Source organism: Novosphingobium sp. HR1a (genome assembly GCF_015594425.1).
In the GTDB taxonomy this organism is placed as follows: Bacteria; Pseudomonadota; Alphaproteobacteria; order Sphingomonadales; family Sphingomonadaceae; genus Novosphingobium; species Novosphingobium resinovorum_A.
Genome location: NZ_JABXWS010000094.1, coordinates 1 through 25,436, shown reverse-complemented (window position 1 = coordinate 25,436; position 25,436 = coordinate 1). Strand labels below are relative to the sequence as shown.

The window sequence follows — 25,436 nt, the reverse complement described above, 5'->3', positions numbered from 1 at the left end:
GCTGTGTCGCACTCGCTTTCGGCGAAACCGGAGAAAAACATGTCCGCTAGCCAGGCGCCCAGCGCCCAATTCGGCTGGTTCAAACGCAGCAGCGAACTGACCCTGGACGACGTGACCGTCATCGACCGATCCACCATCAACCGGGCGGTTGGCGCCGCCGCGCTCGGCAACGCGATGGAGTGGTTCGACTTTGGCGTGTATGGCTATATCGCCATCACGCTGGGTCACGTCTTCTTCCCTACGGGCAGTCCGACAGCCCAGTTGATCGCCACGTTCGCAACGTTCACGGCGGCGTTTTTCGTCCGGCCGCTGGGCGGTCTGGTGTTCGGTCCGCTGGGCGATCGCTACGGGAGGCACCGGATTCTGGCGCTCACCATGATAATGATGGCCGCGGGCACCTTCGCGATCGGCCTGATCCCGTCCTATGCGCAGATCGGCATCGCGGCGCCGGCGCTGCTGCTGGCGGCGCGACTGGTGCAGGGCTTCTCGACCGGCGGCGAATACGGCGGTGCGGCCACGTTCATAGCCGAGTATTCGACCGACCGCCGCCGAGGGCAAATGGGCAGCTGGCTCGAATTCGGGACACTGGGGGGCTACATCGCAGGCGCCGGCACCGTCACCGCGCTGCAGATGATGCTGTCTCCGGCCGAGATGCTGGCTTGGGGCTGGCGCATACCCTTCCTGATCGCCGGACCGCTGGGCCTGCTGGGCCTCTACATGCGGCTCAAGCTGGAGGAAACTCCCGCCTTCCAGGCCTACACCGAGGAAGTGGACAAGCGCGAGGGCGATCGTCCCCGGCTGGGTGATCTGTTCCGGGTTCACCGTGTGCAGTTGCTGAAATGCATGGGGCTAGTCCTGGTGTTCAACGTGACCGATTACATGCTGCTCACGTATATGCCGAACTATCTGAGTGTCACGATGGGCTATGCGCAGAGCAAGGGCCTGTTGCTTATCATTCTGGTGATGGTCGTGATGATGCCGCTCAATGTCATGGGCGGGCTCTTCAGCGATCGGCTTGGTCGCCGTCCCATGATCATCGGTGCCTGCGCCGCACTGATACTTCTGTCTATTCCTTGCATGCTGCTGATCGGCACTGGAAACGATGGCCTGATCTTCCTCGGCCTCATGATTCTGGGCGTTGCACTGGTGTGCTTCACCAGTTCCATGCCGTCGACGCTGCCTGCTCTGTTTTATACGCCGGTTCGTTACAGCGCCCTGTCGATCGCGTTCAACGTGTCGGTCTCACTGTTCGGTGGCACGACGCCGCTGCTGACCGCCTGGCTGGTGGATAAGACGGGCGACCCGCTGATGCCGGCCTACTACCTTATGGGGGCGGCCACGATCGGCCTCGTCACCATGCTCACGGTAAAGGAGACAGCGGGCATGCCGCTGCGCGGATCACCGCCCGCCGTGGAGACCAGGGCAGAGGCCATGGCACTCGTGAAGGGCGACGATCCTGTCACGGTCGACCGGACGCTGCCCGATCAGGACGTGTCGCGCGCCGATTACGGCAACATGGAGCTAGTGCCTGCACTCGCCGATTAAGACGAATCACCATCTCCCGTGTCGATACGCGCTGGTTCAGAAGGTGTAACGCAGTTGCGCTTCTTCTCCGGCGGCGAGCGACCGCGACCATGTCGCAATACCGTCCGTCTCGGCTAGCGTCTCACCCTGTGCGACGATCTTCTGGCCGGGCGAGCCGATCGGGATTTCCACCGCCACGGGGAAGGGGTTGGCGTTCGAGATGGTCAGCACCATCTCCTTTTGCGTCAGCCGCTTCTGGGTCGCTAGGACTTGCATGCTCGTCCCGGCAGCAAGGCGGAAGGTCTCTCCCTCGGCCCGGTCCGTCAGCGTGCCGAGACCCAGAAGCTGTCGGCCTGCCGCGCCCTGCGCATAAAGCGCGGTCGTGCCTTGGGGCAGGGCAAGTCCAAGCCCCGCCGCGCTTTCATTGCGCAGGACCAGCACGATGGTAGTCGGCGCGCCGTCCAGCATCTGCCAGGGGGAGACGGTGCGGCGATATCGGCGCTCGAACGGGATGTTCCCACGTGCCAGCAGCGCGACCTGCTTTTGCGCGCGCGGGACGACGGTGACCCGTTCCGGAACGCGGTAGAGCTTGAGGTCACCCAGATCCTCGGGAGGAGGAGGAGGGGGCGGCGGTGGCGGCGGAGGGGCTGCCATAGCCACAGCCAATGGTGGCGGTGCTCCCTCGAACCGCCGCTGCGCGGTGACGATGATCTCCTGCTGCGGCGCGGTGTGCGATGCGAGATCGGACGTGGTCGTTCCAAGCGGAAAGCAGGAAAGGCGCAGGCGTGCGATCGCGGCCTGCATCTGCGGGGTCGCGACACGGTTGAGACGGCCCGCGACGGCGCTGACTTCGGCTTGGGCAAACGCCTGCCCGTTACCGTTCGCCAGCGTCAGCCATGCGAACAGGTCCAGGTTGCGGCCATCGGTGGCCTGTGTCGCCACATAGCTCGCGCGCCAGTCGAAGCCGGAGGCAAGATAACTTAGCCGCACGGTGACTGTGCGGGCGGAGGGGCTGTCGGTCGTCACACTCAGTACCGGCTTGCCCGACAGGCCGGCGGGAACGCCGCCGAACGCCAGCTTCTCGGGCAGGCCGGAGCATCGCAGTGCCTCTATTCCGCTGGCGGAGCTAAGGACGACGCCCTGTTGCGGGCCGGCGACGATCGTGGCTTCCTCGCTGGTCGCGCGGCCGGTCGCCTTATCCGTGCGGGTGATCGTCACTTCGCGGCCCAGCGTTCCGTCGATCAGCGACGCAGGCGAGAGCAGGCGTGCATCGCGGTTCTTTTCGATCGTGCCGCCGGGCAGCCCGTCGATCACCGCGCTGACCGGAATGATGCCCTCGGCTACGCCTTCGAAACGTAGCTCCGCGCGGCCGCGCGGCAGGCGGATCTTGCGGGTTTCGGTGATCATTGCGAACCCGCGCGGGTTGGCCCTGTCGATCTCGCCCCGGGCATAGGCCGCGCGGTAGACGGTCAGTGCGACCCGTACAGGAGCGGCCGAGACAATTATCCGCGTCTCCTGCGCCACGCCCGCTGACGGCGAGGCACCGGCCGCGAGGATGATGGCGAGATGGAGCCGGGCCATCAGTAGCGGGTGTCGAATGTCGCGGTGACCACCGCTTCCCCGTTTGCCGGAACCGGCACCTGCCAGACGGCTGCCCCGGCATCGCGGCGCTCGCTCTTGCGGTTTTCCTCGGTGATCCGCGTATCGCTCCAGTCGAGCCCGTTCTGTACCAGTTCCACCGTCACGCCGCGCGCGCGCGCGTTGGTGAGGCGATAGCGCATCTGGGTGCGCCAGCGGTTGGGGTTGACCCGGGTTCGGGCGACTACGACGGGATGCACCTTCACGTCGAAGGCGTCGCCGGTCGGCAGGGCGATGGTGGAGCCCTGCGGCGTGTGGCCGATGGTGTTCTCGCCAGTGAACTGCGGCTGTCCGCGCGCGTCGCGCACATAGACGCGAACGGTGCCTGCGGGAAGGGCATCGCCAAGGCCGCCCGCGCCCGAGTTGGCGAAGCTCAGGACGCTTTGCGCACTGCGCGCCTCATCCGCGCTGGCGAGCCAGCCGTTCTCGAAGCGATAGCCCGAACTTGCGGTCACGCCTTTCACATCCAGGAAGCTGACCTGCTTGGTCTGCTTGTCCGCGATCGTTGTCCGCTCTGTCAGGGGGTAGAGATAGAAGTCGCCCAACTGCTCACGCGAGGCGCTTTCGGTGCCGGGGCTGGTGCGCGTCATGCGGCGCGGCTGGGGCATGTACATGTCTGCGCCGCTGGCACTTCCGACGTCGCCCGCGACGAGCAGGGTCTTCGCATGGGAAAAGGTTGTGCCGCTGTTGTTCTGCAACGTAATCCAGCCCTGTACGTCGATCTTGCCGGTCTTGTCGTCGAACAGGGCGACATAATCCGCGTTCCAGCGCAGACCGCCCGTGAGATACGACAGCGTCGTCGGCCGCGTTCCGGGCCGCGTGCTAGCCAGCGTGACCGAAAGCGTCGGCCGTGCCCGCAGCGATTCAGGCACCCGATCGAACACGGCGCGAACCGGAAGCCCGTCGTCGCGCAGAACCTCGATGCGTCCCCCGATGTCGAGCACAACTCCGCCGTTCACCGCCAGCACGCGGGCGCGTTCGCGCGTCTCTGCGCCGGTGGCGGGATTGGTGCGGATCAGCGTGATCGTTTCCCCGACCGCCTTTTCCATCAGGCTGGAAGGAGAGAGCAGGTCATAATCGAAGTTCTGCTCCACGATCGCCGCGTCGGCGACGGTGAGCGAAACCGTGGCCGGGCGGATCTGGGCGCTGACGTCGGGAAAGTCCTGGCGCACGCTCCCGTTAGCGAGGTTCAGCGTGCGAATGTCCTGCACCAGAGCCACATCGTTGTTGTATATGGTAATCGACAGATCACCTTGAGCGCTCGGCGTTGCGGGGACGCTCGTATCCTGTGCCGCCAGCGGGACGGAAGCGGAAGCAAGCAGGGCTGCCCAGCCGAAGTACCTCTTACGCATCGACTTCCCCCCTTCGTCTTGGCATGCCGGTGTCGCATAGTGTCGAAGCCAGATTGAAAAGACCAGTACGCGAACAGGATTTCAGAACAAATTCAACGAAGCAAATCGTCCGGCATTGGCCGATGTCCGGCGGGAACTGACGGGAGGCATGGTTTTGGCAGTCGTAGCGGTAAAAATCGGGCGTTGCAGCGCCGCGCTCATTATTGCGCTTTGGCCCATGCGGCCTGCCGTTGCGCAAGCGGCACTCGCAGAATCGGCGCCTGCGCAATCCGTGGAGATGTCGCCGGCGGGTGAATACGTGCATTCCGAAATGGAACTGGTGGCGGGCATTCGCCTAAACAAAGACGGAACGTTCGAATATGGGCTGACGGTCGGCTCGCTTGATGAACGGGCGAAAGGGCGCTGGGCGCTGGCTGGCGGCCATATCGAACTGATCAGCGATCCGCGGCCGATTGCGCCGACGATAACAGCCGCGCGCGTCGATGCCGCTCCGGGCCAGCCCTTCGCGTTCAGGCTTCTGGCGCCCAATGGCACCGACGTGCCGGGCGTCGACTTCAGCATCGATTTCGACATTGGCGATCCTTTGCAAGATTACACGAACGGCTCTGCATGGCGTCTTCCTGCGGACGAGACGCGCACCCCGCGTTTCGTGACGTTCGCAATGCCGAGCTACCACCTGCGTTCCCCACGACTGCCACTCGATGCACGGGCGGGGACAATCGCGAATTTTGCCCTGATACCGAACGACTTCGGTGTCGCCGACCTGACGGGCGTTGTCGCCGAGATAGCAGGGGACACCCTGACGCTGCATCGACCGGAAGGTACGATGCGCTTTCGCAGGTCGTCCGTGGTGCGGGATTAAACGGCGCCGGGCGCTCCTTGTCGGCGCTGCCGCGCTCAGTCGATGACGACAGTGCTCGCGGCGATGGTGTGAGGAACCGCCATTTTGCCCAGGCCGCTTTCCTCGACGGTCTGGTCCTTCCGGAAGGCCGTCAGAATTGCACCGAACCCGCTGCCACGCAGCTGGCTGGAAGGTCCTGAAACCGACTAAGTGGCCGGCAACGACGGTTCCATCGCTGTGTCCGCCAAGGCTATGCCGGACAGTACGTGGGCGGGGGCCCAGATGTGCGCCGGAATAGCGGAAGCGGACGGTCTGCACTGAGGGAGCGAAATTTCTTTGCTGAGTGTCTTGATGGGTAGGTCGCGGTGGAGCCCTCCTGGTCATCCCTGTGGTGCTGGGCAACAGCAGCTTCCGTGCGAAGACACAGCCACACGATGAATCTCGATGATCGCGCTAAGCTCGCCAGATAACGTCGGTATGTAACAAGCACATTCCCGTGTGATGTTACACGAACTGCCCGGCCGCCTACTCCATTCGCAATGGTTCCAAACCAATGCGCGAATTTCTCCGACGGGCGGTGGCCAGCGCCAAGGGGGTTCGCTCTGCTGGTCGCATCCGTGCTTGCCTTGATGCGATTATTCCGTAGCTTACGTAAATATCCATATTGAGGGGCAACAAAATGGATAAGCGCGTTGCGTCACGGGGCGGACCATCGAACCGGCGGACGACCAATCTGTTTCTCGGATCCGCTCTGGCGAGCATGGCCGTTGGCCTTGCCTTGCCGGCACATGCGCAGGATGCCTGCGGGCCTCACATCGATGGCGCGGTCACCTGCACTCCGGCGGGCAATCCTTATCCGGACGGGATCGAGTACTACTCTCCCGCCGCCGATCCGGCGCTCGATCCCGGCCTAGATCCCTCCGCGCCGGTGCTCGACCTGACCGTCGTGCTGGAGCCCGGCGTGCGAATCGCCCCGACAGCCAGCGTACCGGGCGTGGCGGTGATCGGATTTAACGATGGCGCGGTGACGCTCGATGGCGGGGTCGATACCGCGATCGAGGTGAGCGGCACCGGATCGCTCGGCGTGCTTGGTCTCACCAATTACGGCGACCTCACGATCAACACCGACAGCATCGTCGCCAGCGGGCGTGCATCGGGCGGGATCAACGCCAATTCGAACGAAGGTAACGTCTCGATCACTGCCAATACCATCAATGTGACGGGCAACAGCGGGATGGGGATCAGCGCCAATTCCTATCGTGGTGACGTGACCATCGACGTCGGCAGCGTCTCGTCCTCGGGCTACTACGTCGGTGGCATCAATGCCTACGCCGGGCGCGGCGACATCTCGATCACCGCGGGCACGGTGAGCACGACGGGCGGCAGCTTCTACAGCTACGGCTCGACGGCGATCGAGGCGCGGTCCTATTACGGCTCCATCGGCATGGACCTCGGCACCGTATCGACCGAGGCGGACTATTCGAACGGCATCACGGCAGTGTCCTTCGCCGGAGACGGCGTGGTGGACATCGCCGCCGACACCATCACCACCGCAGGCTTCGCCTCGCTGGGCGTGCTGATGCAGGCCGATACCGTGAACCTCTCGGTGGAAAACCTCAGCACCAGCGGCGACGGAGCCTACGGTGCGGTAATGTTCAGTACCGGCGTCGGCGGGGCGAGCTTCACCTCGACCGGCACGGTGTCGACGAGCGGTGAAGACGCGATGGGCGTCCTGGCGAAGTCGTACTACGGCGGCAGCACGGTGATCGACGTGGCCAACGTTACCACGCATGGCAACAATTCGACGGCGGTTTACGGCTATTCGCAAGTGGGCGATGTGGCGATCACGGTCCATGACGCATCGACACTGGGCGACAATTCCCCGGCGGTGGAGGCGTTGGGCTACAACGCCTCCGTCACCGTCACCGGTATGGTCTCGACGCAGGGCGAAGCCTCCGAGGGCGTCGTGGCGGTCGGCTTCCTCGGCAACGCCGACGTCGTCAACACCGGCTCGATCAACACCGGCGGCAAGGGTTCGACGGGCATCTACGCGGGCGCCTATTACGATGTGGCGGTGAGCGGCACCGGTTCCGTCCTGACGAGCGGCGACGGCGCGGTCGGCATCGAAGGGTACAGCCGCTATGGCAGCATCAGCGTCACCGCAGGTTCGGTGACGACGACCGGCGAGTATGCGCAGGGCATCCGCGCCTATGCGGCAAGCGTCTATGGCGGCAGTGACGTGACGGTGAATGTCGGTTCGGTCACGACCAGCGGAACGCTGTCGGACGGGATCGCCGCGCTGTCTCTGACCGGCAACGTCGATGTGACCTCCACCGGGGCGATCTCGACGGCAGGCGACGGGGCCTTCGGCGCCTATGCCTTCAGCCTGCTGGGCGATGCCTCGATCACCGTGAACGACGTGACCACGACCGGCGACGATGCGGTGGGCGTGCAGGCGTATGGCTACAACGCCAGCGTCACCGTCAATGGCGACCTGTCGACCAGCGGCACGGACGGCAATTTCTACTTCGGTGCGGGCGGCGTGCAGGCGACGGGCTCTTTCGGCACCGCAACGGTCATGATCAACGGCTCGGTCACGACCGCGGGCAATTACGCCACCGGCGTCTTCGCGAGCGGCTATTACGGCGCGACCGTCACCAATTCCGGCGCAATCTCGACCCGTGGCGACTTTGCCAACGGCGTCACCGTCGAGGCTATCTACGGCCCCGGCGTCGTGGTGAACGACGGCACGATCGCGACTTCGGGAGCGAGCAGCGCGGGCATCATCGTCGATGGATACGATGACGTCGCGGTTCGGGGCTCGGGCTCGGTCACGACCTCGGGCAACTATTCGGCGGGCATCGGCGTATCGACCAGCTACGGTACGGCATCGGTGACGATCGGCTCGGTGGCGACCACCGGCGAAGTGGCGACGGCGATCAACGCATATGGCTCGCAAAGCGCGGCGGTCAGCGTCGGGACGGTTTCTACCGAGGGGACCAACTCGCTCGGCGTGCTGGCGGGCAGCTACGGTAATGTCAGCGTTACGGCGGGTAACGTTTCCACGTCGGGGGACGACAGCGATGCGATCCGGGCGGCGACGTTTGGCGCGGGCAGTACGATCACCATCGATGCGGGCACGCTGAGCACGGCTGGCGCAAACAGCAACGCGATCACCGCGCTCGGCTTCGGCGGCGACGTGGCGATCAACCTGACCGGCGCGGTTTCGGCGGCGCAGGATACGGCAGTGACGATCCAGTCAGCGGGCGACGTGACCGTTGCCATCGGCGCGGCGGGCTCCGTGACGGGCGCGATCGACGGGATCGAGACCGATGCCGAAGGCACGACCACGATCACCAATCGAGGCACGCTCAACACCGGCAGCGGGCATGCCATAGTGGTGGCGGGTGGCCCGGCCGTGGTCGCCAACGCGGGCACCATCAACGGGCGCGTGCTGCTTTCGGCGGGCGATGATCGCTTCACCAACACTGGTTTGTTCCGCGCAAGCGCCGGTAGCGACTTCGGCGCAGGTAGCGACGTGTTCACCAACACCGGAATGCTGCTCGTCGATGCGCCAGGTACTGCGCCGCTCAGCGTGACCTTCAACGGGCTGGAGGCCTTTGCCAACTCCGGCCTCGTCGACATGCGCAATGGCACCGTGGGCGACCAACTGACGCTGCCCGGCTCCTTCACCGGGTCGGGCGCGAGCCGACTGGGCCTCGACCTCACCTCCAGCGCGGCGGGCGTAATGACCGCCGACCGGCTGAACGTCGGCACGGCGGCGGGATCGACACAGATCCAGCTAAATCTGGGCGGCACCGTCTACGTCACGCCGGGGCTGACCCTGGTGCAGGCTTCGGCGGCTTCCTCGCCCACGGCCTTCACGCTTGCGCCGAACCTGGCTGACGTGGGCTTCGTGGCGCTCGATCTCGTTTACCGGCCGACGACGTTCGCCTATCAACTCGTCGGCACACCGGGCGCGGGGGCCTATCGCGCGGCCAAGGCGCTCGAGGGCGCGCAGAGCCTCTGGTATCGCTCGGCCGACGCGGTAACGGCGCACCTTACCGCCGTGCGCGACGGACGGTTCTCCAATGCTGCGAACTCGGGCAGTTTCTGGCTGCAGATGTCGGGCGGCGTCGACAAGCGGGACGAGACCCGCGCGGTCAGCCAGTTCGGCATCGCGCGCAGCTACAACCTCGATTACCGACAGGACTATTTCGGCGGCCAGCTCGGGTTCGACATCGGCACGATGGGCGAGAAGGGCGGCGTGGTCTTCGGCGTGACCGGCGGCTACTTGTCCTCCACCCTGCGCTTCGCCGAAGCGACCCGGTTCGACTACGACGGGCTCAACCTCGGTGCCTATGCATCGCTTCAGGCGGGCGGGTTCTTCGCCAATGCGCTGGTCAAGTACGACCACTACTGGATCGATGCGCATGGTGGATCGACCGGGTACAAGGACGGCCTCGGCGGCAACGCCATCGGTGCGCAGGCGGAAGCGGGCTTCCGCTTCGGATCGACCGGGTTCTTCGCCGAACCACTGGCAAGTATCGCTTACGTCCGCACCAGCCTCGACGATCTGGAAGCGCTCGGTCAGGTGCTCGACTACGACCGGGCGGATGGGCTGCGCGGCAAGGCGGGCCTGCGTATCGGGGGCACCAGGGCCATCGGTGGCGGCAACATGCTTACCTTCTATGCCAGCGGCATGGCGGTGAAGGAGTTCAAGGGCCGGGACGGCGCGACCTTCGTGTCCGGCCCTTATTCGTTGGCCCTCGGCAACCGGCGCATTGGCACGTATGGCCAGGGCACGCTGGGCCTCAACGTGACGACGCCGGGCGGGATCAGCGGCTTCATCGAGGGCACGCTCGACGCCAGCGGCGACTACAGCGGCGCGGGCGGCCGGGCGGGGATCAAGATCCCATTCTGAAGCATCCCGGCAAGCAGGATATCATGACGGATACGGACAAGGCCTCCGCGAACGGGCCGACCAACATCTCGGTCTCGCGCGGGCTGGCGGACTGGCTGCTGCGCAACCGCACGAGCTTCGCTTTCACTTCGTACCAGACCGGGCAGTTGTTCCTGACCGGAGTACTGGCGAACGGGACGATCTCGTTCAACCAGCAGAACTTCACTCGCGCGATGGGCGTCTGCTACCAGCCGGGACGGCTTTACCTCGGATCGCTGCATCAGGTCTGGCGGCTGGAGAATATGCTCAAGCCCGGGCAAGTGGCGAACCAGCAGTTCGACATGGCCCTGGTCCCGCGCAACGCGCAGACGACGGGCGACGTCGACGTGCATGAGATCGGCACCGACCGGGCGGGCCGCGTTCTGTTCGTCAACACGAAGTACAGCTGCCTCGCCACTCTGGACCTGAACCACAGCTTCCGCCCGATCTGGAAGCCACCCTTCATCTCGAAGCTGGCGCCCGAGGATCGCTGCCACCTCAACGGCATGGCGATCCACGACGGCCGCGCGCGCTATGTTACCGCCGTCAGTCGCAGCGACATCGTCAACGGCTGGCGCGAGCGTCGTCACGAAGGCGGCGTGCTGATCGATATAGAGACCGACCGCATCGTCACCGATCAGCTCTCGATGCCGCACAGCCCGCGCATCGACGGCGCGTCGGTACTGGCGCTGGACAGCGGGCGCGGGCAGATCATCCGTATCGACCCGGCGAGCGGCGACAAGGCCGACATCGCCTTCTGCCCGGGCTTCCTGCGCGGCATGGCGCTGCACAACGGTCACGCGCTCGTCACCGTGTCCAAGCCGCGCAACGGCACGTTCGCCGGCCTCCTGCTCGACGGCGAGATGAAGACGCGCGATGCCGAGCCATGGTGCGGCGTGCTGGTGGTGGAGCTTGCCAGTGGCAGCATCGTCGAGTGGATCAAGCTGGAAGGCTTCATCACCGAACTGTTCGACGTCGCCGCTCTGCCCGGCGTCCGCTGCCCGATGTCGATCGGGCCGGAGACGCTGGAAATCCGCTCGACTATCAGCTTCGACGAGACGGTGCCGCCGCTGGATTGAGAGTATCTGCACGCCGATCTTCCACCGCTATTGGGCATGCAAACCAGGAAAGCGCACCTGGCTGAAGCGGCGCATTGCCGGCTTCAGGCGCTCCGTTGGACGTCGTCTTATTGCAGGATTGCCGTTCAGGAGGCTGGCATGGCAAGAATGCCCAATTGTTGACCGCCAATATACCATCTGGATGGGCCGGCCTTGGCGTCGACGTTAAAGCTCCGCTGCCTCAGGAACACGGCCAGGTTCAAGGAAAGCCTTCAGGCGGGCGGCAGTTTCGGGGGGCCGATTGTAGACTATCAAATGCCGGGACCGACCATCTAGGCCGCGGCTCGCAAGCTAAGGAAGCCACAGCGGATCGACCTCGCCGGCACGCATTGCTTTGCTAAAGACTCGGTAGCCGATCAAGGCGATGCTGATCCACCATGCAGCGACTGCGGCGTTAAGATAGAGCGGCATTCCGAGGATGAACGGTGTCGCCTGCCGAACATTTGGGGACCATTGGCCGACGTTTCCCATATTGTAAGGCATTCCAACCGGGCTTTCCGGCATCAGGCTTGCCTGTGGGAACAGTGTCGTGATGAAAAAGAACGGCAGCCAGTAAGCGAGCACGACGATCGTGGCTACTCGCGCCGCCACGATCGGCTCGCGCGACTTGCGGAACAGCAGCCACAGGCAGATCAGCGACACGCTGTCGAGCAGCAGGAACATCGCCGCATCGTGAAACAACGCGTGCGGCGGCCAGGTCGCGATGGCGAGCATATGCGCCGTCGAACCTTCGGCATTGTCGATGATCGTCGATCCGATCGCGCCCAAGGCAAGGCTGGCCGCGATCATCCCGCGGCCGATCATAACTCTGTTCATTCAAAACTCCCACTGACAGTGACCCATGAGGCAGGTCCGCGCGACCGCTCACTTCATCGATCGCGGAACGACGGGGATCGCCACGAACGCGCGAGCGTCATGCGCCGGGACAGCAAGAACCTGCGGATAGCGTGCGACGATCGACCTGATCCGCGCGATGATGACGGCTTGGGTCTCAAGCCGGGCCGGAGTGAATGTAACGGCCAGAAGAATGGTCCCGATCAGTAGAACGACCAGGACCGATCCGAACATGATCAGGAATTTCCGCAATGCCGCGCGGGACGGCATTTTCTGTTCATCCGGCATCTCGGGCACCTTATGTCGTTGCCGTGATTGCGATCGGAGACGTCATGCCCGCGTGAACTATGCTGAGCATGCCTCATTCGATATGATGGGTTATCTTATCGCAATTGATACGATAGGCAAGACTATCGTTTGGAGCGAGATTGGAATGAAAGATTGGGCGAGCAACCATCCCAAGGCAAAGCTGTTGGCGCGAAAGCGGGAAGTCATCCTGAGCGCCGCGAAGGAAGCATTCCTGAGTCACGGCTACAGTGGGGCAAGCATGGAAGGCATTGCCGCTGCGGCAGGCGTGTCGATCATGACGCTGTATCGGCATGCGGAGAACAAGGATGATCTGTTCGCGGCGGTGATCGAAAGCGCTTGCCATCCGGCCGACCGGGAGGAAGAAGCCGCGTTGGCAGCGTCGCTGAAAAAGTCGCTTCGGGACATTCTCGTATTCGTTGGCGTCATGTTTCAGGAGCGGCTGGCCGGCGAGGATACCGTGACGTTGTTTCGAGCGGTCATGGTTGAGACCAAACGCTTTCCACAACTCGCCCGGATGGCCTTTGACGGTTTGATCGGCTCACATCAGGCGGCGCTCGACGCATTCTTGGCCGGTCGCACCGAGGCAGATGGCCTGAAAGAGACAGAGCGGCGGATGCTCGGAGCCGAGTTCCTCGACCGACTGGTCGGACTGGATATCTACAAGGTCATGCTAGGGCTGAACGGACCTTCAAGCGAAGAACGACGTGTTCGCGCACAACGCGCGGCAGATGCTCTGCTGGACAGCCTGACCATGGAGACATAGTTCAACCGCGTCTGAGATGGCTTCCCGAGGCATATTATGCCCGCGAGCGCGCGCAGCGACCACGAAACCGGCGGCACTGCGCCGGCATGACCCTGCAACGCTCGCTCGCTGCGTCCAGCTTGCGCCTGCTGATGCAGCGAACTTGCGTCCGGTTTATGCTACGTCATCGAGAAGGCTGAAGCCATGATGCTTGGCCAGCATCTTCAGGCTCTCTTGCCTATGTTGTTCGCTCGACGGACCGCCTCCTTCGTTCGGGCGCTCCCGTGAAGAATTTGGCCCATAGAGCATCTATCCATTACTGGTTAAATAATGAACCATCAAATGCCGGGGTAAACATGTCATTTATTGCGCTGACTGTCGGCCATAACCTGCTGTAAATCCGTAATATACGATTGGAAATTTATTCATTGCGCGTGAGGCGTCAAAAATTCTTGATGCGGTTCAAAGCGGTAATATCGCCTTTAGCCAAATTCTGTCACCCTGGGGCCGGTACACAGCATGAAATTCATGCTGCCACGTACCGATGATCTGCGCCTTTCCTATCTGATAGCTGACCGACGGCCCCGCCGCGAAGACGTTGCCGCGAAAGCCGCGCAGCGCGTCGATGGTGGCCTGCGCGCCCGCGTCTGAGACCTTGTCGTCCGTCGTCTGCGCGTAGAAATAGCCTGCCGCGCCCAGCTTCAGCTTGCCGATCTGCTGGCCCACCGCGAAGTCCGCGTGGAACTCGTCGCCTGACCGGTAATCGGCGCCGGTCGGGTTGAACGGCGTAACCATCGCGTCCCCGTTGCGGAAATTCATGTCGTACATCAGCTTGAGATCGGCGGAGAAACCGCTCTTGCCGTAATAGGCAAAGGCGACGACAGGTTCGACGCTCCAGTAATTGCGGCCTATGTTCGACAGCTTGCGTGGGTTGTAGCGGCCCACCGGGACCGTCACGTCCACCCCCGTGGTGATGTGGACGCCGCTCGGGAAGTGCCAGCCCAGCATGACCGGATCAACGATGACGTCGCCGATGCCGGTGGTCTCGTCCGCCATGCCCGCCGCGCCGACGCGCAGGTTCACCACCGGCACGATCGCCTGCATCGCCCAGCTGGCGCCGAGGATACGCGTGTCGGTGACATGGACGATGCGCGCAATCGCGGCGTCGGCGCGGGCGTGGAAGTCCGGCAGCTGGCCGGAATCGCCGTTGCCGTCGTTGAAGCGGTCGGCATCGTAGTGCTCGACGTAGCCGAGCAGGTACGTGCCGGGCGGGGGCAGAGCGGCTCCGGAATAGCCCTCGGCGCCGTTGGGGTAAACGCCGCCGCCCGCTTCGGTCGCAAGCGCCGGATGGGCGGCCAGTGCGCCTGCGGCCAGAGCCAGCTTCAGCGCAGTCTTCATCGTCCTCATGGTCATGATCTTTCCCTGTCGTTGTTTTGAGTGTCTGATCAGGCGGCTCGGTCGATCTGCCGGTATTGTCCGCCGTAGAAGAGCAGTGGTTCCTCCTCAGCGCCGCCGTGCTGTGCGTGGTGCAGCACTTCGCCGACGAACAGGCCGTGGTCTCCGGCGGGGAAGACGTCGCGCAAGGTGCAGACGAGATGGGCGAGGGCGCCCTCGATCAGCGGCACCGCGCCGTGACGGGTGAAGGGAATTTCGGCCGCCCCCGGTCGTCCGGCGAAGTGGTTGGACAGCCCCTGCTGCTCCGCGCCGAGGATGTTGAGACCGAATTGCCCGCCCTCGCGCAGCATGGCGGCCATGCGTGCGTGGTTGCCGATGCTGACGAGCACCAGTGCGGGCTCCAGCGACACCGAGGTGAAGCTGTTCGCGGTCATCCCGTGGACCGCGCCTTCACGCTCGCAGGTGACGATCGTGACGCCGGTGGCGAAGCGGCCGAAAGTGCGGCGCAGTTCGATACGGTCCATGGCTCACACCGTTTCCGCTAGGAAGGCGGCGGTCAGCGCCGGGTCGGCGATGGTCGGGAAGAACCCGCGCGGATCGTCGAAGTTGTTGGCGAACCAGTGCGCCACGCGCGGCTGTGCTCCGGCAGCGCCGAGCAACTCGACCATATGCTGCGGCGGGGGCTGCAGCATGCCGTTGGTCCATGCGACCACATCGCGCGCATAATCCCAGTAGCGATCGAAGGTGCGCTGCATCCACGCCGCGTCGAAAGCCTTGCCCTCGTTCTCCAGGATCGAGGCGAGGTAGGACGCGGCGCACTTGGCGGCGTTGTTGGCCCCCTGACCGGTGATCGGATCGTTGAGGCAGACCGCATCGCCCACGCCCAGCGCCTTCGCGCCCGAGGGCAGCGTCAGCACCGGCTTGCGCACCGTCGGCGGGAAGCGGCCGCACAGCGCACCGAGATCATCGGTCAGAGTGCAGTCGCGGCTGCGCTCGTACTCCCAGGGCAGGAAGCGCTTGAGAATGTGCTGGCTGATCTCCAGATGCTCCTCGGGGCTGGCCCCGGCGCTCCACAAGTCCATCGGGCCGCCGGGGATCGCCTCGAAGACCATGATCTCGCACGGGCCGCTCAGCGTCAGCGCGGGGAACACGAAGTATTCGCCGATGCCGGGGATCAGGTTGAAGTTGACCGCGCTGTATTCCGCGCGTGGGCGCATGCCGTGAACATAGGTGAGCGCGAGGCTGCGCATCGGCCTGTCGAAGGGGGACTTTTCCGCGTCCCGCTCGAACAGCCGCCCGACTTCGCCCTTGCCCGAGGCGACGAGCACGAGATCGCATTCGCGCGCGAGGTCTTCCAGTTCGGCGATCCCGGCATCGACGATGCGCAGTTCGCCGCCGCGCGCCTCGAATTCATCCATCCAGCGCGGCATCTTCACGCGCTGGTCCACCGACTGCGCGGGCGCATCGAGACGCGCCGACCAGTCGAGCAGTTTGTCCGGACCTTCTCCCGCCAGCGCAAAGCCGATGCCCTCCACCGGCGGGCAGGCCTCATCCCAGAACGCGAGGCCCAGCGCCCTCTCGTGCGATCGGGCGGTGTCGAACATGCACTGGCTCGACGTGACGCGCCCGGCGGCGATCTGCGCGCCGGTGAGGTTGGAAAGCATGACCACCTGATGGCCGCTGTCCAGCAGCCCGATGCCCAGCTGCAACCCTGCCTGTCCTGCTCCCACGATGCCGATCTTGGTCATCTTGCCCAGCCTTTTCCTGTGATTGATCGAATGACCACAGGATAGGCAGGGCGGCCGCGCGGGCTCTATGCAGCCAGTGCAGCCGCCATTCGGCCAGTGCCGAAATCACATGCCGAAATCAGATGACGCTGCCCGAGCCGCCGGTCAGCTTGGCGATGGCAGGCCCGGCCTGCTCCGGCCCCATCGCCAGATAGCCGCCCTCCACCCGCAGTTCGGACCCGGTGGTGAAGCTGGCATGGTCCGAACACAGGAACAGCGCGCCGTCGGCCACTTCTTCGGGCCGCCCGAGACGCCCGAGCAGGTGGAACTCGGCCGCCACCGCATCGGCCTTTGCCCGATCGCCGCCCGAAAGCCCCGCGATCGGGTCCGACCATGTCCACCCCGCCACCAGCGCATTTACGCGGATACCGTGCGGCGCATAATCCAGCGCCTGCTGCCGCGTCAGGTGAAGGATGCCCGCCTTGGACACCGGATAGGTCCATCGCCCGGCCTGCGCGGCGTGGCTGCTGATGCTGGCCATGTTGACCACGCTGCCGCGATTCTTCGCCAGATGCGGCCGCGCCATCTCCACCAGGATCGCCCCGCTAACGAGATTGACGTCGAGCGTCTCCAGCCACTCGGCCCTGCTCGATGCCGCGCCGTTGTCGACGTAGGAGCAGGCGTTGTTGACGATGCAGTCGATGCCGCCGAACCCCTCCACCGTGCGCGCCACCAGCGCCGACAGCGCGGCGTCGTCGCGGATGTCGGTCTCCACCGCCAGCGCCCGCGTGCCCAGTTCGCTCGCCAGTTCCTCAGCCGGAGCGCCCGAGCGCGCCGCGATCACCACGTTCGCACCTTCCTCGTGAAAGCGCCGGGTCAGCACCTTGCCGATGCTTGCCGCGCCGCCGGTGATGATGACTGTCCTGCCTGCGATACCCTTCATGTCGATCGTCCTTGCCATGCTTCGATGGCCTCGGTCTGATACCGGCGACGGGCGCGGGGAAGGCGCCGCAGCGCCTACTGCGCGTTTTGCAGCGCCGCGCGCACAGGCGCTGCACTTTGCGCATGGTCCGGGTCCTCAAGCGGGACTCCTTGTCCGATGGAATGGTTGCAGATGGCAGCATTCCGTGATGTACTTTCGCCATAACGATGACGGGCCGAAAGCCCGACCATGACGGGGAGCACAGGCTCATGCTGGACGGGACATTCCGCCCGCTGAGCGGCCATCGCCTGTTCGCGTCGACCGATGTCGACGATGCACGCGACACGGTCGCTCGGATCTATTGCGACCATCGCCTGACGCCGTGCGAACGCGGCGGGCGGGTCGATGCGTGGCAGAACGCGGTGCGGCTCAAGCGCACCACGCTGAGCGCGATGAGCTACGGCGCCGACGTGCGCGTGGAGCCGTCGCGGCTAAGCGACTTCTACCTGCTGATGCTGCCTTATTCGGGCAAGGCGGAAGTCGAGGCGGGCGGACGACTGGTGGCCGCGCACGGCGAACTCGGCACGATTCTCAACCCGACCGAGCAGGTGGCGATGCGCTGGTCCGCCGATTGCGCCAAGCTGATGGTGCGCATCGAGCGCGCCGCGCTGGAGCAGCAGTTGTCCGCTATGCTCGGCCGCCCCTTGCGCGAACCGCTCAACTTCCGCCTCGCCATTCCGAAGGACGGCCCCGGCGCCAACTGGTGGCCTTTCGTGCAACTGCTCATCAGCCATGTCGAGCATCAGGGGCGCAGCGGCGCCAATGCGGTCAGCCTCGAACTGCTGGAGACGGCGCTGCTGACCAGCCTGCTCGAAGGGCAGGTTCACAACTATTCGGACAGCCTGCACTCGCGCGCCTGCACCGTGGCGCCGCGCCATGTCCGGCTGGTTGAGACTTTCATCGAGGACCACGCCGCCGATCCCATCGGCATCGAGGATCTGGTGAAGGCGAGCGGCGTCAGCGGCCGCGCCCTGTTCGACGGGTTCCGCCGGTTCCGCGACACCTCGCCGATGGCGCACCTGCGCACGGTGCGCCTGCGCCGCGTGCGCGACGACCTGCTCTCGGCCAGCGAGGGTGTCACGGTTTCCGCCGTCGCCAGCCGCTGGGGCTTCTTCGAATTCGGCCGCTTCGCCGGGCAATACCGCCAGCTGTTCGGCGAAACGCCCTCCCAGACGCTGCGCCGCCGCTGAAACGCAAAAACGGGCGCCTCCCGCTTGGGAAGCGCCCGGTTCATTCATACCCATACCTTCGTCATTGCGAGCGTAGCGAAGCAATCCAGGGCGGCGTAAAACTGCCTTGGATTGCTTCGCGGCTTCGCCGCTCGCAATGACGACCCTTTGAGGTCGATCAGAACGAGTAGCGTGCGCCGATCTGGAACATCCGCGGCGGCTTGTACGAGACTTCGTTGCAGCCGCAGAACGTCGCGAGGTCGAAGCCCTGCACGCCCGCGCGCGCGTCGGTCAGGTTGCGCACCGCGAACGTGATGTCCCACGGGTCCAGCTTCCAGTTCACGCTGGCGTTGACCATCACGTAGCCGCCGAACTTGTCGGCCGAGAAGTTGCGCAGGTTGTAGTAGAAGCTGCTGGTGTATTGCGCATCGCCGCCCACCGACATCCGCCCGCCCAGCGCGTCGAAGCCGTAGCGGATGATGCCGGTGGCCTGCAGGTGCGGGGCGTAGACCGGCTCCACGTCGCGCACGATCGGGCCGTCGACGCGCAGCGGCACATCCTTGACCTTGGCGTCGAACCACGAGACGGAAAGGCCGGTGTCCAGTCCGTCGAGCGGCTGCGTGAACACTTCCGCCTCGATCCCGTAAGTGCGCGCATCGGCATTGATGACCACGCCCGAGACGCCGGTGAACAGGAACGCCTGGTAATCCTTGTAATCGTAGTAGTAGGCAGAGGCGTTGAAGTGCGAGCGGCCATCGGGGAACGTGTACTTGAAGCCGCCTTCGTAGCTGGTCAGCGTCTCGCCCTTGTAGGGGATCGCACTTGTCGGCACGGCAAGGCCACCCGCCAACTGGGCGTTGTAGCTGCCCGCCTTCACGCCGCGATTGACGCCGAAGTAGAGCATCAGGTCGCTGTCCGGGCGGTACTCGATCTGCGCCTTGCCCGCCCACAGCGTCTGCCCGTGCTTGTCGGTATAAGGGGCGCCGTTGTCGGGGCCGATCACGGTGGGCGTGCCGGTGTGGACCTTGCGCGAATCCGGCGTGCTCCAGATGCCCTGGAAGAAGGCGTAGTCCTTCTGCTCGCGGATCACGCGGCCGCCCAGGATCATCGTCAGCTTGGGCGCGAACTTCCACTCCACCTGACCGAAGGCGGAATAGGAGTCGGTCTTGAGACGGGCATCGACGCCAAGGTCCATCGGTGCACCCGGCACCACGCTGCCGACCGGGAACTTGAGGCCATTGAGCGAGTGGTTGTCGATATGCAGGTAGAAGCCGCCCGCCACCCAGTTCAGGCTGTCGGTAGAGCCGTTGAGGCGCAGTTCCTGCGAATAGGTGTTGGCATTCACGCCCGCATAGTTCGCCGCCTGATTGCCCGGCCCGGCATCGACGTCAACGAACAGCAGCTTCTCGAAGTGCTTGTAGTCCGACACCGAAGTCAGGCTGACCGCATCCGACAAGTCGAACTCAGCCGTCAGGTTGAGCCCTTGCGTTTTGACGTGGTTGTGGTTCTTGAAGGCGAAGTCGCTGGAGGTGGCGAAGTCCTTCCCGTCCGGGTCGATGTACCCGAAGAAGTCCCCGCCTGCGACCGGGCGGCCATAGCTGTCGCCGAAGACGCCGTTGTTGTCGGTGTCGGAGCCCATGTCCTGCCCATTCGCGCCGATGGTCGCGCGGGTCTCGTCGGCGGCGGCATTGCGCACGTCGATCAGTTCGCCGTCGGCATTGAAGACGCCGATGGTGGACTTGCTCTGGTAGGGCGCTGTGGACATGCGGCTGCGCGCGGCATTGCCCGAAAGCGTGAAGCGGGCGGTGTCGGTCGGCTCGAACAGCACCGTCAGGCGGCCCGCCAGCGTATCGTCGTCACCCAGGTTCGCGCCCGCTCCGGTGCCCGGCGATCCGCCGACCGCGCCCGAAGGATAGCGGTTGCGCAGCAGCGCCTCGCTCTTGTTCCACATCACCGCGCCGCGCACCGCCAGCGTGGTGGAAAGCGGCACGTTGAGCGCGGCCTCGCCATGGAACATCATCGGCGAACCGACGGAATCGTAGATGCCGCCCTTTACATCGACGTAGCCGGTGGTCTCGGTCAGGCTCGGCTTGGTGCTGACGAAGTGGACGAGGCCGCCCGTCGCGTTGCGGCCGAACAGCGTGCCCTGCGGCCCCTTCAGCACCTCGACCCGGTCGATGTCGAACGTCGCGAAAGTCTGCCCCTGCGCGATCGCGATATAGCCTTCGTCGAGATAGACCGCATTGGGCGCCTCGACGATGTCGTTGAAATCGTTCTGCGTCACGCCGCGAATGGTGAACTGGGTGTTCTGCCCGGCGATGTTGCCGCCGGTATGCACGCCCGGCGAAAACGCTGCGAGATCGCGGCTGTCGGTGACGTTGAGCGTGCGCAGCTGCTCACCCGAATAGGCGGTGATGGCGATGCCGACGTCCTGCAGCTTCTGCTCGCGCTTCTGCGCGGTGACGACGATCTCGCCGCCGAGCCCGCCGCTGTCCGCCTGCGCTTCCTGTGCCAGCGCCGGTTGCGAGACGCCGCATAGGGTCGCCACCACAAGGGCGGCGATACTGGTGTATGTCCTCATGACGATTACTCCCCTTGGTACTGATTTCACCAAGGCGCCCGCCCGTGTGCCCGGGACGTGGTGCCGCTAGCCTCCTGTAAACAACTTCAAGCCTAAAATCTTTAGATATGAACTATTTGGACGCGACTATGCGCCGCCGGAATTCCGGCCTGTGTCAGTCAGTGAATGAACCGGCGTCTATCGGCCGTCAGTAAAGCGCTGGTGCGTCGCGGTGACGCGCGCGGCCTGTTCGTAGATGCCGGAAAGCAGATTGAGTGTCTGGGTCGTCTGGCGCAGCCGTTCGTCCATATCCTTCACCACTTCGGTGAATTCGATAAGATGACGGCGGCGCAATTCCGCATAGAGATCAGAGATTTCGCGGCCCTTGTCAGTAACCTGATAGACCGCGTTGCTGCGGTTGCCGATCTGCTCGATCAATCCGAGCTTCGTCAGCTTGCGCAGCGCGTACTGCATGTTGGGAACGTCGTCCCGGTTGGTCAGGCGCGCCAGTTCCTTGAGCGGCTTGGCGCGTTCGTGAAGGCGAATGGTGTGCAGCAGGGCGTTCTCGCTGCCCGAAGCGGACAGCCCGCTGGCGGCGGCGAAACATTCGCCCTGCCAGCGTTCGAACGACTCCCGAACCCGCATCAGTGCGAATTCGAGTTCGGTGACATTCACTTCGTGCGGTGTCGAAGCGAGATGCCAGCGCTGATCGAGATCACCCGGTCCCGGCACGCCCGCAGGCGGCCTGGAAGCCTTGCTTCGCCCCATGTTTCGGACTCCCTGTTTGTCCTTGAGTCGAAATCTAACTGTAATTTTTGCGATGGACAAGCATCAAAAGCTAACATAATTTTTTATTTAGAAATCGAAGAAGGGGAGTAGCATGACACAGGATCGAGGGATGGTGCGTCCGGATCATTTCAAGCTGGGCACCTTTGCAACCAACTGTTCGGGCGGCATGTCCGTCACCACGGTTCCCGAGCGCTGGAACGCAAGCTGGGAGAACAATCTCAGGCTGGCGAAGATGCTCGACGAAGCAGGCATAGACTTCATGCTGCCGATCGCCCGCTGGATCGGCTACGGCGGCGAGACCGACTTCCACGGCTCGGTGCTGGAAACGATGACCTGGGCCTCGGCCCTGCTCGCTTCGACTCGTAACATCACCGTCTTCGCCACGATCCATACGGCGGTGAACCACCCCGTCGTCATCGCCAAGCAGATCGCCACGATCGACCGCATCAGCGGCGGGCGCGCAGGGCTCAACATCGTCGCCGGCTGGAACGAGCCCGAATACCGCGCGCTCGGCCTGAAGCTCGCCGCCGATCACGAGACGCGCTACGAATATGCGCAGGAATGGTTCGACGTGGTGCAGGCCCTGTGGTCGCGCGAAGGGCGCTTCGACTGGGAGGGCAAGCACTTCCAGCTCGAACAGATCCACTCCGATCCCAAGCCCGTCGTCGCCCGCCCGCCGATCATCAACGCCGCCGGGTCTGCGCAGGGACGCGACTTCGCGGTGCGCAACGCCGACTTCCTGTTCACCCCGGCGATCGACCTGTCGCGCTCGGCGGCCGAAGTCGCCGAACTGCACAAGGCCGCCGCCGAGCAGGACCGCAGCGTCGAGGTGCTGACCTTCAGCCATGTCGTCTGCCGCCCGACCGAGGCGGAGGCGAAGGACTACGTCGCCCATTTCACCGGCGACGCTCTCGATTCGGTGGCGCTCGACAACCTCGTGAACCTGCAGTTCGCGCATGCGCAGTCGTTCCCGCACGATCTGCTGGCGCTGATCCGTGATCGCATGGGCATGGGCCACGGCGGCGTCCCGCTCATCGGCACGCCCGAACAGGTGGCCGAGGGCCTGATCGGTCTGCACCGCGCCGGGTTCGGCGGCACCACCCTCTCGTTCGTCGATTACGCCCAAGAGTTCCCCTACTTCCGCGACACCGTGCTGCCGCTGCTGGAGGCGGAAGGCATCCGCACGCCTGCCGCCAAGACCGCCGTGCCCGCGTGAAGACCAACTGGGACGCCATCGTCGTCGGCAGCGGGATCAACTCGCTGGTCTGCGCGGCGCAACTGACGGCGAAGGGCCGCCGCGTGCTCGTTCTGGAGCGCGCGGCGGTGGCGGGCGGCTGCATCCGCACCGAGGAGGCGACCGTGCCGGGATTCCGGCACGACCTGTTCTCGATGTCCTACCCGCTGTTCGTGACGACGCCGTTCTACCCGCAGCTGGCGCCGAAGCTGGAAGCGCATGGCGTCCGCATGGTCCAGGCGGAAATCCCGACCGGCGTGCTGCTGCCCGATGGCAGATCGCTGCTGCTGCGCCAATCGCGCGAAGCGAACGTCGCGGCGTTCGACGCGGCGCATCCGGGAGATGGCGCGGCTCATGCGCGCGCGATGGCGGGCGTAGAGGAACAGGCACCGCTGCTGTTCGGCCTGCTGGGCAATGAGCCGCGCTCGTTCGATACCGCCAGCCTGCTGGGCAGGACGCTGCTGAAACAGGGCATCGATCAGGTCAGCGCGTTCGGTGCCGATTCGCTGAAATCCGCGCGCGACTGGCTGGAGGCGCGGTTCGGTTCGGACCTCGTCCACGCGCTGATCGCGCCGTGGGTCCTTCATGTCGGCCTCGGCCCGGAAAGCGCAGCTTCGGCGATGATGGCGCGGGTGGTCATGTTCACGCTGGAAGCGGCGGGCCTGCCCTTCGTCGAAGGCGGCAGCGACCGTATCGTCGCGGGCTTCCGCGCGATCATCGAAGGCGGCGGCGGTGCTCTGCTGACCGATGCCGATGTGGAGCAAATCACGGTCGAACGTGGCCGCGCGACGGGCGTTCGCCTTGCCGATGGCCGTACCTTCACCGCCCGGCGCGGGGTGGCCTGCAATGTCACGCCGACGCAGCTCTACCAGCGCCTGCTCCCGGCCGAGCACGTCCCGCCCGCGACGGCCGAGCGCGCCGCCGACTACCGCTATGGCCGCGCCTGCATGCAGATCCACATCGCCTTGTCCGAACCGCCCGCGTGGGCCGATCCGGAGCTCGGCAAAGTCGGCCTGCTGCACCTGACGCCCGGCATGGACGGCGTCTCGCGCGCGGTGAACGAGGCGGACCGGGGGCTGCTCCCCGCCGAGGCCACGATCGTCGTCGGCCAGCCCGCCCACGCCGATCCCTCGCGCTGCCCGCCGGGCACCTCGATGCTGTGGATCCAGCTGCAGGAACTGCCGCGCACGATCCGGGGCGATGCCGCCGGAGAGATCGCTGTGCCTGCCGATGGCCGCTGGAACGACGACGTGGCGCAGGCCTATGCGCGGCGGATCATCGCCCGCATCACCGCGCATGTGCCCAATCTCGAACGCGCGACGCTGGGCATGCGCGTCCTCGGCCCACATGACCTTGAGGCAGCCAACATCAACCTCGTCGGCGGCGATCCCTATTCGGGCGTCTGCTCCATCGACCAGTTCCATCTGTTCCGCCCCTTCGCGGGAACGCGAAACCATGCAACGCCCGTCAAGCGCCTGTTCCACATCGGCGCATCCACCCATCCCGGTCCAGGTCTGGGCGGTGTTTCAGGATATCACGCGGCGATGGAAATAGGATAACGGCTCGTGCCGTAGATCCAGCGATGGCATCGCGAAGTTTGTCGCCCGCATAGCCGCCATCGGCAAAAACATGGCGCAACCAGGGGAAGCCGCTGCCGCACGGCCTTGAGGACATCGACCGCGCCATCGCGGTCCTGAATATCGGCGGTATGCACGAGAATGAAGACGAGGAAGCCGCAGGTGTCGGTCAGGATGTGCCGCTTGCGGCCCTTGATCTTCCTGCCCGCGTCATAGCCGCAAGGGCCGCCACCTTCGGTGGTTTTGACCGACTGGCTGTCGACCACACCGGCATTCGACCACACCGGCACTTGGGCTTGCCTCACGTCCTTCGATCTCGCGCAGGTTCATGACCAGCACCGTGTTCATCGCCTCGAGCAGGCCAGCGTTGCGCCAGCCGTAGAAATAGCGCTGGACCGTCGAGACCGGCGGGAAGCATTTGGGCAGAAGCCGCCAGGCGCAACCGCTCGCCGCGATGTAGAGCAAGGCGTTCAGGACTTCGCGCATGTCCGTTGTCCGGCGTCGACCTCCCCGCTTGGCCACAGGGATGAACGGCGCTGCTAACGTCCGCTCCCGGTCGGTCGTATCGCTGGAATAGCGCAGTCCTTTTCGGCTATGCGCCTGCCGGGCAATGCCAGTCCATGCCATCATTCACTCCATCTCTCGCAGGACGGCGCGAATCACAACATGCTGGTATTGCTCAACAACTTTTGGGTCGGGTTCT

General features: G+C 64.8%; 18 protein-coding genes and 1 pseudogene. 8 read left to right on the top strand and 11 right to left on the bottom strand.

Annotation, left to right across the window (positions count from 1 at the left end):
* The first annotated feature begins 39 nt into the window (after positions 1-39).
* Positions 40-1,545 (top strand): glycine betaine/L-proline transporter ProP, encoded by a 1,506-nt coding sequence (gene proP, locus HWN72_RS25035; protein ID WP_211151680.1) that lies wholly within the window; start codon positions 40-42, stop codon positions 1,543-1,545.
* A gap of 36 nt (positions 1,546-1,581) precedes the next feature.
* Here proP and HWN72_RS25030 read toward each other — a convergent pair whose 3' ends face one another.
* Both HWN72_RS25030 and HWN72_RS25025 read right to left on the bottom strand, forming a co-directional pair.
* Entirely contained in the window at positions 1,582-3,105 is a 1,524-nt protein-coding gene (locus HWN72_RS25030) for a DUF4139 domain-containing protein (RefSeq protein WP_211151651.1), read from the bottom strand.
* Positions 3,105-4,514, bottom strand: coding sequence for a DUF4139 domain-containing protein (locus HWN72_RS25025; protein ID WP_211151650.1), 1,410 nt, complete (start codon positions 4,512-4,514; stop codon positions 3,105-3,107). Before HWN72_RS25025 ends, HWN72_RS25030 begins: the two co-directional genes overlap by 1 nt.
* 115 nt (positions 4,515-4,629) lie before the next feature.
* Here HWN72_RS25025 and HWN72_RS25020 point away from each other — a divergent pair, with 115 nt between their 5' ends.
* From HWN72_RS25020 to HWN72_RS25010, 3 genes are all read left to right on the top strand, one after another.
* Positions 4,630-5,376, top strand: coding sequence for a hypothetical protein (locus HWN72_RS25020; RefSeq protein ID WP_248006324.1), 747 nt, complete (start codon positions 4,630-4,632; stop codon positions 5,374-5,376).
* Positions 5,377-6,034: 658 nt separating this feature from the next.
* Positions 6,035-10,279, top strand: a complete 4,245-nt coding sequence (locus HWN72_RS25015; RefSeq protein ID WP_248006323.1) for an autotransporter outer membrane beta-barrel domain-containing protein — start codon at positions 6,035-6,037, stop codon at positions 10,277-10,279.
* A gap of 23 nt (positions 10,280-10,302) precedes the next feature.
* Complete coding sequence (locus tag HWN72_RS25010) at positions 10,303-11,376, top strand: TIGR03032 family protein (RefSeq protein WP_211151649.1); 1,074 nt, start codon at positions 10,303-10,305, stop codon at positions 11,374-11,376.
* 330 nt (positions 11,377-11,706) lie between these two features.
* Here HWN72_RS25010 and HWN72_RS25005 read toward each other — a convergent pair whose 3' ends face one another.
* Together HWN72_RS25005 and HWN72_RS25000 are read right to left on the bottom strand one after the other, a co-directional pair.
* Positions 11,707-12,219 carry a hypothetical protein gene (locus tag HWN72_RS25005; RefSeq protein ID WP_008827934.1) on the bottom strand — a complete coding sequence of 171 codons (513 nt, stop codon included), beginning with the start codon at positions 12,217-12,219 and terminating at the stop codon, positions 11,707-11,709.
* Between the two features lie 60 nt (positions 12,220-12,279).
* A complete protein-coding gene (locus HWN72_RS25000) occupies positions 12,280-12,483 on the bottom strand; it encodes a hypothetical protein (protein WP_211151648.1) in 204 nt (67 codons plus the stop codon).
* On the opposite strand from HWN72_RS25000, the gene HWN72_RS24995 reads away from it, so the two are divergent.
* Positions 12,482-13,321 (top strand): TetR/AcrR family transcriptional regulator, encoded by an 840-nt coding sequence (locus HWN72_RS24995; protein ID WP_211151647.1) that lies wholly within the window; start codon positions 12,482-12,484, stop codon positions 13,319-13,321. The two genes, HWN72_RS25000 and HWN72_RS24995, sit on opposite strands and share 2 nt — an antisense overlap.
* Positions 13,322-13,762: 441 nt before the next feature.
* Here the strand turns inward: HWN72_RS24995 and HWN72_RS24990 are convergent, their stop codons facing one another.
* From HWN72_RS24990 to HWN72_RS24975, 4 genes are all read right to left on the bottom strand, one after another.
* Complete coding sequence (locus HWN72_RS24990; RefSeq protein ID WP_211151646.1) at positions 13,763-14,713, bottom strand: transporter; 951 nt, start codon at positions 14,711-14,713, stop codon at positions 13,763-13,765.
* Between the two features lie 32 nt (positions 14,714-14,745).
* Positions 14,746-15,219 carry a flavin reductase family protein gene (locus HWN72_RS24985; RefSeq protein WP_008827930.1) on the bottom strand — a complete coding sequence of 158 codons (474 nt, stop codon included), beginning with the start codon at positions 15,217-15,219 and terminating at the stop codon, positions 14,746-14,748.
* A gap of 3 nt (positions 15,220-15,222) precedes the next feature.
* Positions 15,223-16,443, bottom strand: coding sequence for a styrene monooxygenase/indole monooxygenase family protein (locus tag HWN72_RS24980; protein WP_211151645.1), 1,221 nt, complete (start codon positions 16,441-16,443; stop codon positions 15,223-15,225).
* A 118-nt stretch (positions 16,444-16,561) separates the two neighbouring features.
* The gene (locus HWN72_RS24975; protein WP_211151644.1) at positions 16,562-17,365 is read right to left on the bottom strand and encodes an SDR family oxidoreductase; all 804 of its coding nucleotides are present in this window, start codon (positions 17,363-17,365) and stop codon (positions 16,562-16,564) included.
* 206 nt (positions 17,366-17,571) lie between these two features.
* Between HWN72_RS24975 and HWN72_RS24970 the strand changes: the two genes are divergently transcribed.
* A complete protein-coding gene (locus HWN72_RS24970; RefSeq protein WP_248006322.1) occupies positions 17,572-18,594 on the top strand; it encodes an AraC family transcriptional regulator in 1,023 nt (340 codons plus the stop codon).
* Between the two features lie 157 nt (positions 18,595-18,751).
* Here the strand turns inward: HWN72_RS24970 and HWN72_RS24965 are convergent, their stop codons facing one another.
* Positions 18,752-21,154: a TonB-dependent receptor gene (locus tag HWN72_RS24965; protein WP_211151643.1), complete on the bottom strand. Its 2,403-nt coding sequence runs from the start codon at positions 21,152-21,154 to the stop codon at positions 18,752-18,754.
* 177 nt (positions 21,155-21,331) lie between these two features.
* The gene (locus HWN72_RS24960; protein WP_211151642.1) at positions 21,332-21,901 is read right to left on the bottom strand and encodes a winged helix DNA-binding protein; all 570 of its coding nucleotides are present in this window, start codon (positions 21,899-21,901) and stop codon (positions 21,332-21,334) included.
* A 112-nt stretch (positions 21,902-22,013) separates the two neighbouring features.
* Here HWN72_RS24960 and HWN72_RS24955 point away from each other — a divergent pair, with 112 nt between their 5' ends.
* Both HWN72_RS24955 and HWN72_RS24950 read left to right on the top strand, forming a co-directional pair.
* Positions 22,014-23,138: an LLM class flavin-dependent oxidoreductase gene (locus HWN72_RS24955; protein WP_248006321.1), complete on the top strand. Its 1,125-nt coding sequence runs from the start codon at positions 22,014-22,016 to the stop codon at positions 23,136-23,138.
* Positions 23,135-24,715 carry an NAD(P)/FAD-dependent oxidoreductase gene (locus tag HWN72_RS24950; protein ID WP_211151641.1) on the top strand — a complete coding sequence of 527 codons (1,581 nt, stop codon included), beginning with the start codon at positions 23,135-23,137 and terminating at the stop codon, positions 24,713-24,715. The genes HWN72_RS24955 and HWN72_RS24950 overlap by 4 nt, the downstream gene beginning before the upstream one ends.
* 21 nt (positions 24,716-24,736) lie before the next feature.
* Here the strand turns inward: HWN72_RS24950 and HWN72_RS24945 are convergent.
* A pseudogene (locus HWN72_RS24945) lies at positions 24,737-25,360 on the bottom strand (IS5 family transposase); the annotation flags it as partial.
* Positions 25,361-25,436 lie beyond the last annotated feature (76 nt).